Source organism: Pseudomonas sp. 14P_8.1_Bac3, from assembly GCF_025466085.1.
In the GTDB taxonomy this organism is placed as follows: domain Bacteria; phylum Pseudomonadota; class Gammaproteobacteria; order Pseudomonadales; family Pseudomonadaceae; genus Aquipseudomonas.
This window is the reverse complement of the sequence record NZ_JANLOD010000069.1, coordinates 116,130-131,681: the sequence shown is the minus strand read 5'-3', so window position 1 is coordinate 131,681 and position 15,552 is coordinate 116,130. Positions and strand designations below refer to the sequence as shown.

General features: G+C 62.2%; 16 protein-coding genes. 8 read left to right on the top strand and 8 right to left on the bottom strand.

Translation table 11 applies throughout. The features are described from left to right. Positions 1 to 15: 15 nt before the first annotated feature. Together aroE and hemF are read right to left on the bottom strand one after the other, a co-directional pair. Positions 16 to 837, bottom strand: coding sequence for a shikimate dehydrogenase (gene aroE, locus NTD84_RS24590; protein ID WP_262171000.1), 822 nt, complete (start codon positions 835 to 837; stop codon positions 16 to 18). Between the two features lie 13 nt (positions 838 to 850). Further along, positions 851 to 1,765, bottom strand: a complete 915-nt coding sequence (hemF, locus tag NTD84_RS24585; protein WP_262170998.1) for an oxygen-dependent coproporphyrinogen oxidase — start codon at positions 1,763 to 1,765, stop codon at positions 851 to 853. 172 nt (positions 1,766 to 1,937) lie between these two features. Between hemF and NTD84_RS24580 the strand changes: the two genes are divergently transcribed. After that, positions 1,938 to 2,915 (top strand): NADPH:quinone reductase, encoded by a 978-nt coding sequence (locus NTD84_RS24580; protein WP_262170996.1) that lies wholly within the window; start codon positions 1,938 to 1,940, stop codon positions 2,913 to 2,915. Between the two features lie 88 nt (positions 2,916 to 3,003). Here NTD84_RS24580 and NTD84_RS24575 read toward each other — a convergent pair whose 3' ends face one another. The 3 genes from NTD84_RS24575 to NTD84_RS24565 form a co-directional block, all read right to left on the bottom strand. After that, complete coding sequence (locus tag NTD84_RS24575) at positions 3,004 to 3,561, bottom strand: L-threonylcarbamoyladenylate synthase (RefSeq protein WP_262170993.1); 558 nt, start codon at positions 3,559 to 3,561, stop codon at positions 3,004 to 3,006. 54 nt (positions 3,562 to 3,615) lie between these two features. Further along, on the bottom strand, positions 3,616 to 4,716 hold the full coding sequence (dprA, locus tag NTD84_RS24570) for a DNA-processing protein DprA (protein ID WP_262170990.1): 1,101 nt from the start codon (positions 4,714 to 4,716) through the stop codon (positions 3,616 to 3,618). A 79-nt stretch (positions 4,717 to 4,795) separates the two neighbouring features. Beyond that, complete coding sequence (locus NTD84_RS24565; protein WP_262170988.1) at positions 4,796 to 5,821, bottom strand: LysM peptidoglycan-binding domain-containing protein; 1,026 nt, start codon at positions 5,819 to 5,821, stop codon at positions 4,796 to 4,798. 167 nt (positions 5,822 to 5,988) lie between these two features. Here NTD84_RS24565 and def point away from each other — a divergent pair, with 167 nt between their 5' ends. From def to NTD84_RS24540, 5 genes are all read left to right on the top strand, one after another. After that, entirely contained in the window at positions 5,989 to 6,495 is a 507-nt protein-coding gene (gene def / locus NTD84_RS24560) for a peptide deformylase (protein ID WP_017341723.1), read from the top strand. A 71-nt stretch (positions 6,496 to 6,566) separates the two neighbouring features. After that, on the top strand, positions 6,567 to 7,526 hold the full coding sequence (gene fmt / locus NTD84_RS24555; protein WP_262170983.1) for a methionyl-tRNA formyltransferase: 960 nt from the start codon (positions 6,567 to 6,569) through the stop codon (positions 7,524 to 7,526). Next, positions 7,523 to 8,833 (top strand): 16S rRNA (cytosine(967)-C(5))-methyltransferase RsmB, encoded by a 1,311-nt coding sequence (rsmB, locus tag NTD84_RS24550; RefSeq protein WP_262170982.1) that lies wholly within the window; start codon positions 7,523 to 7,525, stop codon positions 8,831 to 8,833. Before fmt ends, rsmB begins: the two co-directional genes overlap by 4 nt. 22 nt (positions 8,834 to 8,855) lie before the next feature. Next, positions 8,856 to 10,229 (top strand): Trk system potassium transporter TrkA, encoded by a 1,374-nt coding sequence (gene trkA, locus NTD84_RS24545; RefSeq protein ID WP_262170981.1) that lies wholly within the window; start codon positions 8,856 to 8,858, stop codon positions 10,227 to 10,229. A gap of 123 nt (positions 10,230 to 10,352) precedes the next feature. After that, on the top strand, positions 10,353 to 10,667 hold the full coding sequence (locus NTD84_RS24540) for a tetratricopeptide repeat protein (RefSeq protein WP_262170980.1): 315 nt from the start codon (positions 10,353 to 10,355) through the stop codon (positions 10,665 to 10,667). On the opposite strand, the gene NTD84_RS24535 is transcribed toward NTD84_RS24540, so the two are convergent. From NTD84_RS24535 to tag, 3 genes are all read right to left on the bottom strand, one after another. After that, a complete protein-coding gene (locus tag NTD84_RS24535; RefSeq protein ID WP_262170978.1) occupies positions 10,668 to 10,907 on the bottom strand; it encodes a PilZ domain-containing protein in 240 nt (79 codons plus the stop codon). Positions 10,908 to 10,976: 69 nt separating this feature from the next. Beyond that, positions 10,977 to 11,864 carry a lysophospholipid acyltransferase gene (locus tag NTD84_RS24530; protein WP_262170976.1) on the bottom strand — a complete coding sequence of 296 codons (888 nt, stop codon included), beginning with the start codon at positions 11,862 to 11,864 and terminating at the stop codon, positions 10,977 to 10,979. 40 nt (positions 11,865 to 11,904) lie between these two features. Further along, positions 11,905 to 12,462 (bottom strand): DNA-3-methyladenine glycosylase I, encoded by a 558-nt coding sequence (tag, locus tag NTD84_RS24525; RefSeq protein ID WP_262170974.1) that lies wholly within the window; start codon positions 12,460 to 12,462, stop codon positions 11,905 to 11,907. 81 nt (positions 12,463 to 12,543) lie between these two features. On the opposite strand from tag, the gene glyQ reads away from it, so the two are divergent. Beyond that, positions 12,544 to 13,497, top strand: a complete 954-nt coding sequence (gene glyQ, locus NTD84_RS24520; protein WP_003213601.1) for a glycine--tRNA ligase subunit alpha — start codon at positions 12,544 to 12,546, stop codon at positions 13,495 to 13,497. Continuing rightward, positions 13,494 to 15,548, top strand: a complete 2,055-nt coding sequence (gene glyS / locus NTD84_RS24515; RefSeq protein ID WP_262170972.1) for a glycine--tRNA ligase subunit beta — start codon at positions 13,494 to 13,496, stop codon at positions 15,546 to 15,548. The genes glyQ and glyS overlap by 4 nt, the downstream gene beginning before the upstream one ends. Positions 15,549 to 15,552 lie beyond the last annotated feature (4 nt).

The following is a 15,552-nucleotide window of genomic DNA, read 5'->3' as shown; positions in this document are numbered from 1 at the left end:
TCGCTCCTAAAGGGGTTATGCGGCGAGTTGGCGGCGCAGTTCGGCCAGCACCGGCGCTGTGGCCGGCCGCACGCCGCGCCACAGGAAGAACGCTTCCGCCGCTTGCTCAGCGAGCATTCCCAGGCCATCCATCGCCACCGCCGCCCCCTGTTCGGTCGCCCAGCGGCAGAACGACGTCGGCTCCTTGCCGTACATCATGTCGTAGCAAACCGTCTGGCCCGGTTCGATCAGGCTGCCGGCAATCGGGGGGACATCCCCGGACAAACTGGCCGACGTCGCGTTGATGATCAGGTCCACCGGCTCGCGCAGCCAGTCGAAACCACTGGCCGAGACCGGCCCCAGATCGGCGAACAGCTCCGCCAGCAGTTCGGCTTTTTCCACCGTGCGGTTGGCAATGATCACCGAGGCGGGCTGCTCGGCCAGCAGCGGTTCAAGCGCACCACGCACCGCACCACCGGCACCGAGCAGCAGGATGCGTTTGCCCTTGAGGCTGAAACCGGCGTTGATCGTCAGGTCGCGCACCAGTCCGGCGCCATCGGTGTTGTCGCCCAGCAAGGTGCCATCGGCCAGTTTGCTCAGGGTATTCACCGCACCGGCACGCTGCGCCCGTTCGGTCAGGCTGTCCGCCAGACGAAATGCTTCTTCCTTGAAAGGCACGGTCACATTCGCTCCGCGTCCTTCGAGGAAAAACGCGCGGGCGAAGTCGGAAAAATCGTCGAGCGGCGCCAGCGAAGTGCTGTAGTCCAGTTGCTGGGCCGTCTGCTCGGCGAACAAGCGGTGAATTAGCGGCGACTTGCTGTGGCCAATCGGGTTACCGAATACGACATAACGGTCCATCAGTGTTCCTCGTTCAGGCGTGGGCCAACCAATCGCGGTCTTGCAGGAAATAGTCGGTCAGGCGCGCTTCTTCGCTGCCCGGCTCGGCTTTCCAGTCATAGCTCCAGCGCACTTGCGGCGGCAGCGACATGAGGATCGACTCGGTACGCCCGCCCGATTGCAGGCCGAACAGTGTGCCGCGGTCGTACACCAGGTTGAACTCGACGTAACGACCGCGACGGAATTCCTGAAACTCACGCTGTTTGGCGCTGAACGCATCGTGCTTGCGGCGCTGCACGATCGGCAGGTAAGCGTCGAGGTAAGCGTCACCGATCGCACGCATGAAGGCGAAGCTGGTGTCGAAGTCCCACTCGTTCAAGTCATCGAAGAACAGGCCGCCGATGCCACGCGGTTCGTGGCGATGCTTGATGTGGAAGTAGCTGTCGCACCAGGCCTTGTAACGCGAATAGACGTCCGGCCCGAACGGCGCGCAGGCCTGCTCGGCGACGCGGTGCCAGTGCACGCAGTCTTCTTCGTTGCCGTAATACGGGGTCAGGTCAAAACCGCCGCCGAACCACCAGACCGCTTCTTCGCCTTCCTTTTCGGCAATGAAAAAGCGCACGTTGGCGTGGGACGTCGGCACATGCGGGTTGTGCGGGTGGATCACCAGCGACACGCCCAGGGCCTCGAAGCCACGCCCGGCCAGTTCCGGCCGATGGGCGCTGGCGGACGGTGGGAGACCGCTGCCGAAGACGTGGGAAAAGTTGACGCCGCCCTTTTCGATGAGCGTGCCGTTCTCGATCACCCGGGTGCGTCCGCCACCACCGGCAGGTCGGGTCCAGGCGTCCTCGACGAACCGCGTGCCGCCGTCTTCGGCTTCCAGGGCGGCGCAAATGCGGTCTTGCAGGTCGAGCAGGTAGGCTTTTACGGCCTCGGTGCGGGTCGTCATGTCTTCACCTTGAATCGGGCAAAACTACGCGGCGCGCCCTCGGAGCGGGGACCGGCGCAAATGGGCGCGTAGCATAACATCGCCGATGCACCCGTCGCAGTTGACGAAGATCAAGCTTAGGAGTCCGATAGGGCGCTTGGCACTACCACCGTAAGACCTAAGGAGAGTTCTGATGGCAAAGCGTATCCAGTTCCGCGCCCATGGCGGCCCCGAAGTGCTCGAGTACGTCGACTATCAGCCCGCCGAGCCCGGCCCGCAGCAAGTCCGCGTCACCAACAAGGCCATCGGCCTGAACTTCATCGACACCTACTACCGTAGCGGTTTGTACCCGCCGCCAGCCTTGCCGTCGGGTGTGGGTTCCGAAGGCGCGGGTGTGGTCGAGGCGGTGGGTAGCGAAGTCACCCGTTTCAAGGTCGGTGACCGCGTGGCTTACGGCAGTGGTCCGTTGGGGGCCTACAGTGAGGTGCATGTGTTGCCCGAGGCTAATCTGGTGCACCTGCCGGACGCCATCAGCTTTGAGCAGGCTGCCGGGGTGATGCTCAAGGGCCTGACCGTGCAGTATCTGTTGCGTCAGACCTATGAACTCAAGGGTGGCGAAACCATCCTGTTTCACGCCGCCGCCGGGGGCGTCGGTTCCCTCGCCTGCCAATGGGCCAGAGCCCTGGGGGTGAAGTTGATCGGCACGGTCAGCTCGCCGGAGAAAGCCGCGCTGGCCAAGGCCAACGGCGCCTGGGCGACCATCGACTACAGCCATGAAAACGTCGCACAGCGGGTCCTGGAATTGACGGATGGCAAAAAAGTCCCGGTGGTGTACGACGGCGTCGGCAAGGACACTTGGTTGACTTCGCTGGACAGTACCGCGCCTCGCGGCCTGGTGGTGAGTTTTGGCAACGCATCCGGTGCAGTGGACGGGGTGAACCTGGGGATTCTGTCCGCGAAAGGCTCGCTGTACGTGACGCGGCCGACGCTGGCGACTTACGCCAACAATGCCGAGAACCTGCAGCGGATGGCGGATGAGCTGTTTGAGATGATCATCAGCGGGAAGCTGACGGTGGACATAAGCCAGAAGTATCCACTGGCCGAAGCGGCGAAAGCGCAGACCGAGTTGTCGGCGCGGCGGACCACCGGCTCGACTGTCTTGTTGCCTTAAGGACGCCTTCGCGAGCAAGCCCGCTCCCACATTGGATGCGGTCCTCTGTGGGAGCGAGCCTGCTCGCGAAACTGGCAGCGCCGCGGTCTCAATCCGGGCGAATAACGTTCCCGGTCGCCAGATCGCGAATCACGCTCGGATTCTTGCGCCCCCCCAGATTCCCGCCCAGGACATAATCCAACTGCCCACGGAAATACTGCTCTACGCGAAGCCGCGTCCGCGCCGCCGGCCGACCCTGCGGGTTGGCGGAGGTCGATACCAGCGGCCCGACCACCGCGCACAGATCCCGCACCAGCGGATGATCGCTGACCCGCAGCGCCACGGTTTCGTGCACACCCGTGATCCACTGCGGCAACTGATTCTGATGCGGCACCAGCCAGGTATTCGGTCCCGGCCAGGTGCTGGCCATGCGATCCATCCACAGTTCGGGAAAATCTTCGAAGAGAAAATCGAACTGGCGAATGTTGTCGGCGACCAGGATAAGCCCCTTGCCGACTGACCGACCCTTGAGCATCAGCAGACGCTCTACCGCCTCTTCGTCCCACGGGTCGCAACCCAGGCCCCAGACCGCCTCGGTTGGATAGGCAATGACGGCCCCTGCGCGAATGGCTTGCGCGGCTTGTTGCACACGCCAACTGTTGACCATGAAAAACTCTCCGGAATAAGGCTCTGCGCAGTTTACCGATCTTCCTTGTAAAACCTAGCTTACCCGCGCAAACCAGCGCCCGCTTTCGCAGACCGCCCGGCCGTCCATTTCCAGCTCGGTCAACGCCGCCAGCACTTTGGGTAGAGCCCAGCCGCTACTGGCGGCCAACGCTTCACTGGTGTGGGGCGCCGCATGTAATAGCACCAGCAGCGGATGCGTCACCGCAGGCATCTCGGTGGACAACGGCAACCGTTGCCAGCCGCGCAAGGCTTCGAGGATGTGCTCGATGGTTTCCACCAGCATGGCACCGTCACGAATCAGTTGATGACAGCCCTTTGCGCCGGGATGATGAATCGATCCCGGAATCGCATACACCTCGCGTCCTTGCTCTGCCGCCAGCCTCGCCGTGATCAACGATCCACTGGCGACACTGGCCTCCACCACCAACACGCCGAGGGACAAACCGCTGATGATCCGGTTGCGCCGGGGGAAGTTGCTGGCGCTCGGCCCGGCGTCCAATGGGAACTCGGAAAGCACCGCACTGCCGGACGCAATCATGTCGTCCGCCAGCCTTCGATTGCGCTGTGGATAAAACTTTTCAAGTCCCGTGCCAAGCACACCGATCGTTCGCCCGCCCACGTCCAAAGCGGCTTGATGCGCGGCGGCATCGATGCCCAGCGCCAGACCGCTGGTGATGACGAAACCGGCACTGGCGAGGCTGCGGGAAAATGCCCCGGCGGTGTCCATGCCCGGACGTGAAGCGCGACGGCTGCCGACCATCGCCAGCTGCGGTTTTTCCAGAATGCCCGGATCGCCCGCCACGAATAATAGCGGCGGCGCATCGCTGATTTCTGCCAGCAAGGCCGGGTACTCAGGCTGGTCCCACATCAGTAAATACTGGCCCGGACGCTCTATCCAGGCCAATGCGTGGCTGGCGCCGTCGCGGACTTCATTCGAGCGCCTGGCCTCCGCACAGGCGAGTGGCAAGCCCAACGCGCGCCAGGCGCTGGCCGGCGCGCTGATCGCGCTGGACGCCGAACCGAACGCCTCAAGCAACTTCCTGAAACGCGCGGGGCCGAGTTCCGGCAGACGATGCAGGCGTAAACGAGCTTCCAGTTCCGCAGGGGAAACCGGTGTAACAGCAGACAGCGACATGGATCATCCTTGATCGTTATGAGCCCCGTTCAAACGGGAATAAGCTGTGGATAACTCTGTTGGTAACTTGTGAAGCAGGCTAAGGATTTCGCACCTTGTCCATCACCGCCAGTGAGCGCGATGCGTTGAGCACCAGCCCGTAGCTGAGCTTGTCGTAAGTACGGAAAACCATCAGCAAACCGGCCCGCTCATCGGGAATTTTCAGCGGTTGCCCGGTCACCCGGTCACGCACCGTCTCGCCGGTTTTCATCACCACCAGCACGTTGCCTTCAGCCAGGCCATCGCGCTGACCTCGGTTCAACGTGACCACATCCATCGCGCCGATCTGCGTAACGCCACGCGGTACATCGATGATCAGGCCGTTGATGTCGCTCTTGGGGGCGCTGGGCATGAAGGTCGAGTTGATCGCTCGCTCTTCGCTGCTGAACAAGCGGTCGCCAAGCCGCACTTCCTGGGTCGTGCGCTGCAGGGCGAGGGTGGCGACATCGCCTTCGGTGGCGACCACCTCGCCGCCGCCGATGTCGTCCGCGTTGATCCCGAGAAACTCCTTGCTGTCAGGGTCGGTGTAGACCTTGCCCTGACGAAAGATGCCGTACACCGGCTGGTTCGGGTCGAAATGGCCACGGGCGAAGATGCGGTCACCGGTGCCGCTGAGCACCCGCTCGGCATCGCCGGCGACGATGTAAGGCGCCCGGTCGAAATCCTCGACCTTGTTGACGATGCGGTTGCTCAACAGAAAGCTGTTGATCGATTGCAGCGGAATGCTCGGGATGGCATCGGCCACCGGCGAGCTGCGCACCCGTGGCGACAGCTTGATGGTGCCCCGGGACGCCCCGCGATCGAGGGTCAGGCGCGGCTGACCGTTGACGTAGACCAGCGACAGCAAATCGCCGGGGTAGATGAGGTTGGGGTTCTGGATCTGCGGATTGACCTGCCACAGCTCAGGCCATTTCCACGGCTCACGGAGAAATTTTCCGGAGATGTCCCAAAGCGTGTCGCCAGCAACAACGGTGTATTGCTGTGGAAAACCTTCCCTGAGTTGCACTTGCCCGTGCGCGAAACCGGCCGAGGCCAGAAGGAGCAGGGCGAGTAGTGATTTCCTCATGCAGTGAATCCCTTTATTATGTGCGTTCGCGTGAAACGCCAGAGCCCTCGTGGCTCGATCCCGGCTAACCTGAAAGCAGGGAGCTACGTTTCACAACGGTAGCCGGCATCTTCGGACCCGCCAGGCCATCGACCCGACTTTATCTCACACGTGCATCAATTACGCTTATGGCCATTTTAGACATCCTCGAATTTCCCGACTCGCGCCTGCGCACTATCGCCAAACCAGTGGCCGTAGTGGACGACGAAGTGCGTCAGTTGGTCGATGATATGTTTGAAACAATGTATGAAGCGCCAGGCATCGGCCTCGCCGCGACCCAGGTCAACGTGCACAAACGTATCGTCGTGATGGACCTCTCCGAAGACCGTAGCGAGCCACGGGTGTTCATCAACCCCGAGTTCGAATCCCTGACCGACGAGATGGAACAGTATCAAGAAGGCTGCCTCTCGGTGCCAGGCTTCTACGAAAACGTCGATCGCCCGCAGAAGGTCAAGGTCAAGGCCCTGGACCGCGACGGCCAGCCTTACGAACTGATTGCCGAAGGCCTGCTCGCCGTGTGCATCCAGCACGAATGCGACCACCTCAACGGCAAGTTGTTCGTCGACTACCTGTCCAATCTCAAGCGTGACCGAATCAAGAAGAAACTGGAAAAGCTCCATCGCCAGAACGCTTGATGCCCTCCTTCCAAAGGCTTGCTGCGGCAAGCCTTTTTCTTTTGCGACTGCTTTGTAAATGAGAGCTTCCCATGACTGAGCCACTGCGCATTGTCTTTGCCGGCACCCCGGAATTCGCCGCCGAACACCTCAAGGCCCTGCTCGACAGCCCTTACGAGATCGTCGCGGTCTACACCCAGCCGGACCGTCCGGCGGGCCGCGGGCAAAAGCTGATGCCGAGTCCGGTCAAGCAGTTGGCCCTGGAAAACAATATTCCGGTGCTGCAACCGCCGACCCTGCGCAACGAAGACGCCCAGGCCGAACTGGCCGCGCTGAAGCCCGACTTGCTGGTGGTGGTCGCCTACGGCCTGATCCTGCCGCAAGGGGTGCTGGATATTCCACGCCTGGGTTGCATCAACAGCCACGCGTCGTTGCTGCCGCGCTGGCGTGGTGCGGCACCGATCCAGCGAGCCGTCGAAGCGGGCGACAGCGAAAGCGGCGTCACCGTGATGCGCATGGAACTGGGCCTCGACACCGGGCCGATGCTGCTGAAAGTCACCACGCCGATCAGCGCTGAAGACACCGGCGGCAGCCTCCACGACCGTCTCGCGGAACTCGGTCCACCGGCGGTGATTCAGGCTATCGCCGGCCTCGCCGCCGGCACGCTGGAGGGCGAAGTGCAGGACGACAGCCTCGCCACTTATGCGCACAAATTGAACAAGGACGAAGCGCGCATCGACTGGAACCGTCCAGCCATCGAGCTGGAACGTCTGGTTCGTGCCTTCAACCCGTGGCCAATCACCCATAGCACGCTGAACGGCGAAGCGCTGAAGGTGCTGGCCGCGAGCCTGGCCGAAGGGAAGGGCGCGCCGGGACAAATTCTCAGCGCCAGCAAGGACGGCCTGATCGTCGCCTGCGGCGAGCAAGCACTGTGTCTGACCCGTCTGCAATTGCCCGGTGGCAAGGCGCTGAACTTCAGTGATTTGTTCAACAGCCGTCGTGAGAAATTTGCCGTCGGCACCGTCCTCGGGCAAACGGCGGACGCTCAATGAATCCGCGTCTGGCCGCCGCCAAGGCACTTGCTGCAGTCCTTAACGGAAAAGCCTCACTCAACAGTTCGCTGCCGACACAAATGGACAAGGTCGAAGACCGCGATCGCGGCTTCACCCAAGACCTCGCCTTCGGCACCGCTCGCTGGCAGCCGCGTCTGTCGGCACTGGCGGCCAAATTGCTGCAGAAACCGTTCAAGGCGGCGGACGCCGACGTCGAGGCGCTGCTGCTGGTCGGCCTCTATCAACTGCTGTACACCCGCGTCCCGGCCCACGCGGCAATCGGCGAGACTGTCGGGTGCGCCGACAAGCTGAAAAAGCCCTGGGCCAAGGCCTTGCTCAACGCCGTGCTGCGCCGCGCCCAGCGCGAAAGCGAAGCGTTGCTGGCCGAGCTGGAACATGACCCGGTGGTGCGTACCGCTCACCCGCGCTGGCTGCAAAAATCCCTCAAGGCGTTCTGGCCTGAACAGTGGGAAGCGATTTGCGCAGCGAACAACGCGCATCCGCCGATGATCCTGCGGGTCAATCGCCGCCATCACACACGCGACGCCTACCTGGAACTGCTCACCAACGCCGGCATTGCCGCCGCGCCCTGTGTGTACAGCCAGGATGGCATCGTTCTCGCTGCCGCCGCCGATGTGCGCAGCCTGCCAGGCTTCGCTGAAGGCTGGATCAGCGTGCAGGACGAAGCGGCGCAACTGGCCGCCGACCTGCTCGACCTCGCGCCGGGCCAACGGGTGCTCGATGCCTGCTGCGCACCGGGCGGCAAGACCTGCCATATCCTCGAAGCCGAACCTGCGCTGGCCGGCGTCGTCGCGGTGGACCTGGAAGCCAAGCGCCTGGTGCGAGTGCGGGAAAACCTCGCACGCCTGGGCCTGAGCGCCGAACTGATCGCCGCCGACGGCCGCGATACCGCCACCTGGTGGGACGGCAAGCCGTTCCAGCGCATCCTGCTCGACGCACCGTGTTCGGCCACCGGCGTGATCCGCCGTCACCCGGACATCAAGCTGACCCGCCAGCCGGACGACATCGCGGCCCTGGCCGTGCTGCAAGGCGAGCTGCTCGATGCGATGTGGCTAACCCTGGAAGTCGGCGGCATCCTGCTTTACGCCACGTGTTCGACGCTGCCGACCGAGAACACCGACGTCATCGAAGCCTTCCTCGCTCGCACGCCAGGCGCCCGCGAACTGGACCTCGCCACCGCGGCCGGCATCAAGCAGCCGCACGGCCGCCAGCTGCTGGCCCAGGAAGGCGGCCACGACGGGTTCTACTACGCCAAGCTGATCAAGATCGCCGCCGCGCGCGGTTAACCGGTTTTAAGGGAGTGACTGGATGAAAATCATCATCCTCGGCGCAGGGCAGGTCGGCGGTTCGCTGGCGGAACATTTGGCCAGCGAGGCCAACGACATCACCGTGGTCGACACCGATGGCGAACGCCTGCGCGACCTCGGCGACCGGCTGGACATCCGCACCGTGCAGGGCCGCGGCTCGCTGCCCACGGTGCTGCGCCAGGCCGGCGCGGACGACGCCGACATGCTGGTGGCGGTGACCAACAGCGACGAAACCAATATGGTCGCCTGTCAGGTCGCCCACACCCTGTTCCACACCCCGACCAAGATCGCCCGGGTCCGCGAAGCCGCGTACCTCACCCGCGCCGAGCTGTTCGATAACGAAGCGATTCCGGTCGACGTGCTGATCAGCCCGGAGCAAGTGGTCACCAATTACATCAAGCGCCTGATCCAGCACCCAGGCGCGTTACAGGTAATCGACTTCGCGGAAGGCAAGGCGCAGCTGGTCGCGGTGAAGGCTTACTACGGCGGCCCGTTGGTGGGTCAGCAACTGCGCCAGTTGCGTGAACACATGCCGAACGTCGAAACCCGCGTCGCCGCCATTTTCCGTCGTGACCGGCCGATCCTGCCTCAGGGCGATACGGTGATCGAGGCGGACGATGAAGTGTTTTTCATCGCCGCCAAGGCGAATATTCGTGCGGTCATGAGCGAAATGCGTCGCCTCGACGAGAGCTACAAGCGCATCGTCATCGCTGGTGGCGGGCAGATTGGTGAACGCCTGGCCGAGGCCATCGAAAGCCGCTACCAGGTGAAGATCATCGAGATGAACCCGATTCGCTGCCGGCACCTCTCGGACACCCTCGACAGCACCGTGGTGTTGCAGGGCAGCGCGTCGGACCGGGATTTGCTGCTGGAGGAGAACATCGCCGATGCCGACCTGTTCCTCGCGCTGACCAACGACGACGAAGCCAACATCATGTCGTCGCTGCTGGCCAAGCGTCTGGGCGCGAAGAAGGTGATGACCATCATCAACAACCCGGCCTACGTCGATCTGATCCAGGGTGGCGACATCGACATCGCCATCAGCCCGCAACTGGCGACCATCGGCACCTTGCTCGCCCACGTGCGCCGCGGCGATATCGTCAGCGTGCACTCATTGCGTCGTGGTGCGGCGGAGGCCATCGAGGCGATTGCTCATGGCGATGCGAAGTCGAGCAAGGTGATCGGCAAGGCCATCGAGAACATCGGCTTGCCACCGGGGACGACGATTGGCGCGATCATTCGCGATGAAGAAGTGATCATCGCTCACGATGACACGGTGATCGAAACCGGCGATCACGTGATCTTGTTCCTTGTGGATAAAAAGCATATTCGGGATGTGGAGAAGTTGTTTCATGTGGGGCTGAGCTTTTTCTGATCCGATCTTTGCTGAATCGGCCGGCCCCCATCGCGAGCAGGCTCGCTCCCACATTGGAATGCGCACCGTGTGGTTTCACAGATACGACAACGCGCCAGACAGCCCACAGGCAAGGAAATCACCATGATCGAATCCCTGGAAAAAATGCTCGCGAAGGGTGTGGATAACTCACTGCTGCGCTTCGGCCTGGGCAAGGGTTATCTGGATCTGGGTGAGCACGCCAAGGCCGCGGAGCACTTCCAGCGTTGCGTCGAACTGGACCCGAAATATTCGGCAGCGTGGAAGCTGTTGGGCAAGGCCCGGCTGGCACTGGCAGACTTCCCGGCCGCACGCCAGGCGTGGGAACAAGGCCTGGAAGCCGCCCGCGCCCATGGCGACAAGCAGGCAGAGAAAGAAATGACAGTGTTCCTGAAAAAGCTCGAGCGTCAGACGCACTGATCAGAGGTAGCGCAAACCAATGCCTTCGGCGTCCACCAACACCACTTCCATGCGCACCCTCGGCGCACCTGTGGGTAAGTCCTGCACCTGCCCATAAACCACCGCGCCCTTGGGCAATACTGACAGGTGCGGATGCTCGACGTAGACGCCTGTCGCGGACAGGTTGCGAGTCTGGCCCAGGCATTCGCCGAACTGCTCATGAGTGATCTTGATACGAAACGATTTACGGTGTTCGGCCATCTGCTGCGCCCTGCCTGAACGGTTGTGGATAACCTTTGAGCGGGTTATCCACAGATCATGCCAATCCACTCAATACCAACGCTCTTCTCCCGGCGGGCGCTTCTTGAAGCGCTTCATGCTCCACATGTACTGGCTCGGATAAGCCGCCACGTAGCGTTCGACCACTTTGCTCATGGCGGCGCAGGAGGTCTCGGTATCGGTGCTGTACATGGCCTCCGGCGCGGCTTCAAGGATCACTTTGTAGCCGGAACCATCCGGCAACCGCAGTGCATGCAGGAATACACCGACCGCTTTGCCGCCCGCCAGCATGTTCGGTACGAATTTGCTGGTCAGGGCCTGAGTGGCGAAGAACGGCACGAAGATCCCGGCGGATTCGGCCGGTTCCGGGTCAGCGGGAATGCCCACTGCACCACCTTTGCGCACTTCCTTGATCACGCTGAGGATGCCTTCCTTGGTCGAGGCGGCCACCTTGTTCCCCAGCTGCACGCGTTGCTTGCGCAGCAGTTCATCCACTGCCTTCAATTTCGGCGGACGATAGAAAATGATCGGTTTGCACTGGCTGCAATAGAAGTGATTGAGCACTTCCCAATTGCCCAGGTGGCTTGTGATGCCGACGACGCCCTTGCCCGAGGCGAGGGCGTCTTTCAACACGTCGAGCCCTTCGACCTCGCGCACCAGATCGATGGAACGCTGGGCCGGCCAGATCCACGCGCAGGCACTTTCGGTCAGGGACTTGCCGATGTCTTTCAGGCTCTGGCCGACCAGACGCTCGCGCTCGGCGGGGTCCATCTCGGGAAAACACTTGGCCAGATTGATCCGCACCACGTCGCGGGAACGGTTCGGGGTTTTCCACATCATCCAGCCAATGGCCGAGCCCACCGCCTGTACGGCCCGCCACGGAAGCAGGGCAAACAGCCGCAGAGCGCCTACCAGCAAGGCGCCTTTAAACTTATCCACAGGTCACTCCTGATCTTGTGCTGTGCGCGAGGCGGCCATTCTAACCGTCGTTCGCCAAGGCTGCGTAGCGATCGCAATCCCGGGTGTGGTCCATGACCATCCCCGAGGCCTGCATCAACGCGTAGCAAATGGTGGGGCCGACGAAGGTGAATCCGGCCTTCTTCAGGCCTTTGCTCATCTCCACGGCGGTCGGCGTCACGGCGGGCACTTCGGTGCGGTCCTTGAAGTGATTGATCCTCGGAACACCGCCGACGAAGGACCAGAGAAATTCCACCGGATCCTCCAGCGTCAGCCAGGCCTGGGCATTGCGCCGGGCCGCGTTGAGCTTGAGGCGATTGCGGATGATTCCCGGATCGAGCATCAACTCATCGATTTCCGCATCGCTCATCTGCGCCACACGCTGTACGTCAAAGCCGAACAGCACCTCGCGATAACGCTCACGTTTGCGCAACACCGTGATCCAGGACAGGCCGGCCTGGAACCCTTCGAGCAAAAGCAACTCGAACAATCCCTGCGCATCGCGTAGCGGCGTGCCCCACTCCTGGTCGTGATAAGCCATGTACAGCGGATCTTCGGAACACCAAAAGCAGCGTGGCATAAGGCTCCAGGGGGCGTGCGCAGCAATGAATCGGGTATACTCCCGCTCTTTAAATCGCAGCCCAAGAAACAGGTGAATTTCGTGAGCCAGCCTACGCCAGCCGTGCGTACCTTCCAAGACTTGATCCTCGCGCTCCAGCAATACTGGGCCGAGCAAGGTTGCGTGGTACTTCAGCCCTACGATATGGAAGTAGGCGCCGGGACTTTCCACACTGCCACGTTTCTGCGCGCCATCGGCCCGGAAACCTGGAACGCCGCTTATGTGCAGCCCAGTCGTCGCCCGACTGACGGCCGCTACGGCGAAAACCCGAACCGTCTGCAGCACTACTACCAATTCCAGGTGGTGCTGAAGCCGAACCCGGACAACTTCCAGGAACTCTACCTGGGCTCCCTCAAGCACGTTGGCCTGGACCCATTGGTCCATGACATTCGTTTCGTCGAAGACAACTGGGAATCGCCGACCCTGGGCGCCTGGGGCCTGGGTTGGGAAGTCTGGCTGAACGGCATGGAAGTGACGCAGTTCACTTACTTCCAGCAAGCGGGCGGCATCGAATGCTACCCGGTGACCGGCGAGATCACTTACGGCCTCGAGCGCCTGGCCATGTACCTGCAAGGCGTGGACTCGGTCTACGACCTGGTCTGGGCGGACGGCCCGTTCGGCAAAGTGACCTACGGCGACGTGTTCCACCAGAACGAAGTGGAGCAGTCGACCTACAACTTCGAACACGCCAACGTCGAGAAGCTGTTCGAGTTGTTCGATTTCTATGAAAGCGAAGCCAAGCGCCTGATCGAACTCGACCAGCCGTTACCGCTGCCGAGCTACGAAATGGTGTTGAAGGCGTCCCACACCTTCAACCTGCTGGATGCGCGCCGGGCAATCTCGGTGACTGCGCGTCAGCAATACATCCTGCGTGTGCGCACCCTGGCGCGTTCCGTTGCGCAAGCCTACCTGCTGGCACGCGCCAAGCTGGGCTTCCCGATGGCGACCCCGGACCTGCGTGACGAAGTACTGGCCAAGCTGGAGGCTGCACAATGAGTGCTCAAGATTTTCTGGTTGAACTGGGCACCGAAGAACTGCCACCCAAAGCCCTGAACACCCTGGCCGACGCGTTCCTGGCCGGTATCGACAAGGGCCTGCAGGCTGCCGGCCTGAACTACGAGACCAAGACCGTCTACGCCGCGCCACGTCGCCTGGCAGTGCTGATCACCTCGCTGGCCACCCAGCAGCCGGATCGCAGCATCAACCTCGACGGCCCGCCACGTCAGGCAGCCTTCGATGCCGAAGGCAACCCGACCCAGGCTGCACTGGGTTTTGCCAAGAAGTGCGGCGTCGAACTAAGCGAAATCGATCAGAGCGGCCCGAAACTGCGCTACAGCCAGAACATCGCCGGCAAGCCGACCGCGAGCCTGCTGCCGACCATCGTCGAAGATTCCCTGAACGACTTGCCGATCCCGAAGCGCATGCGCTGGGGCGCGCGCAAGGAAGAATTCGTTCGTCCAACCCAATGGCTGGTGATGCTGCTCGGTGACCAGGTCATCGACTGCACTATCCTCGCTCAAACGGCCGGTCGCGATTCCCGTGGTCACCGCTTCCATCACCCGCAAAGCGTGCGCATCACGTCGCCGGCCAACTACCTCAGCGACCTGCGTGCCGCTTACGTCCTGGCCGACGCCAACGAACGTCGCGCACTGATCAGCAAACGTACCGAAGAACTGGCGACGAAGCAGGAAGGTACGGCGATCGTTCCGTCAGCCCTGCTCGACGAAGTGACCGCGCTGGTTGAATGGCCGGTGCCGCTGGTGTGCTCGTTCGAGGAGCGGTTCCTCGACGTGCCGCAGGAAGCGCTGATCACCACCATGCAGGACAACCAGAAGTATTTCTGCCTGCTGGATGCCGACGGTAAGTTGCTGCCACGTTTCATTACCGTGGCCAACATCGAAAGCAAAGACCCGCAGCAGATCATCGCCGGTAACGAGAAAGTGGTTCGCCCACGCCTGACCGACGCCGAGTTCTTCTTCAAGCAGGACAAGAAGCAGAAACTCGAAGGCTTCAACCTGCGTCTGCAAAACGTGGTGTTCCAGGAGAAACTCGGCAGCGTCTACGACAAGGCCGAGCGCGTATCCAAACTCGCCGCGTTCATCGCGCAGCGCATTGGCGGCAATGCAGCCTGGGCTTCCCGTGCCGGCCTGCTGTCCAAGTGCGACCTGGCGACCGAGATGGTCGGTGAGTTCCCGGAGATGCAAGGCGTCGCCGGTTACTACTACGCCCTCAACGATGGCGAGCCGGAAGAAGTCGCGCTGGCGCTGAACGAGCAATACATGCCACGCGGTGCCGGTGCTGAACTGCCGACCACCCTGACCGGTGCGGCCGTGGCCATCGCCGACAAACTCGACACGCTGGTCGGCATCTTCGGTATCGGCATGCTGCCCACCGGCAGCAAGGACCCGTATGCCCTGCGCCGCGCGGCACTCGGCGTGCTGCGGATCCTGATCGACAAGAAGCTCGAGCTCGACCTGAACGAAGCCGTGGCCTTCGCCGTGAATGCGTTCGGTGCCAAGGTCAAGGCCGTTGGCCTGGCTGATTCGGTGCTTGAATTCGTATTCGATCGCCTGCGTGCCCGTTACGAAGACGAAGGCGTGGACGTCGCAACGTATCTGTCGGTGCGCGCCTTGAAGCCGGGTTCGGCACTGGATTTCGATCAGCGCGTTCAAGCGGTTCAAGCGTTCCGTCAGCTGCCAGAGGCCGCCGCGCTTGCCGCGGTGAACAAGCGGGTTTCGAACTTGCTGAGCAAGGTCGAAGGCTCGGTGCCGTCGGTCGTTGAAGCCAAGTACTTCGATAACGCCAACGAGTTCTCGCTGTATTCGGCGATTCAGCAGGCTGACCAGGCGGTGCAACCGATGGCGGCGGCTCGTCAGTACAGCGAATCCCTGGCGCGCCTGGCTGCATTGCGTGAGCCGGTGGATGCGTTCTTCGAAGCAGTGATGGTCAACGCGGATGATGCCAATGTGCGCGCCAACCGTTATGCGTTGCTGGCTCGTCTGCGTGGGCTGTTCCTCGGTGTCGCCGACATTTCGCTGCTGGGGTAAAACT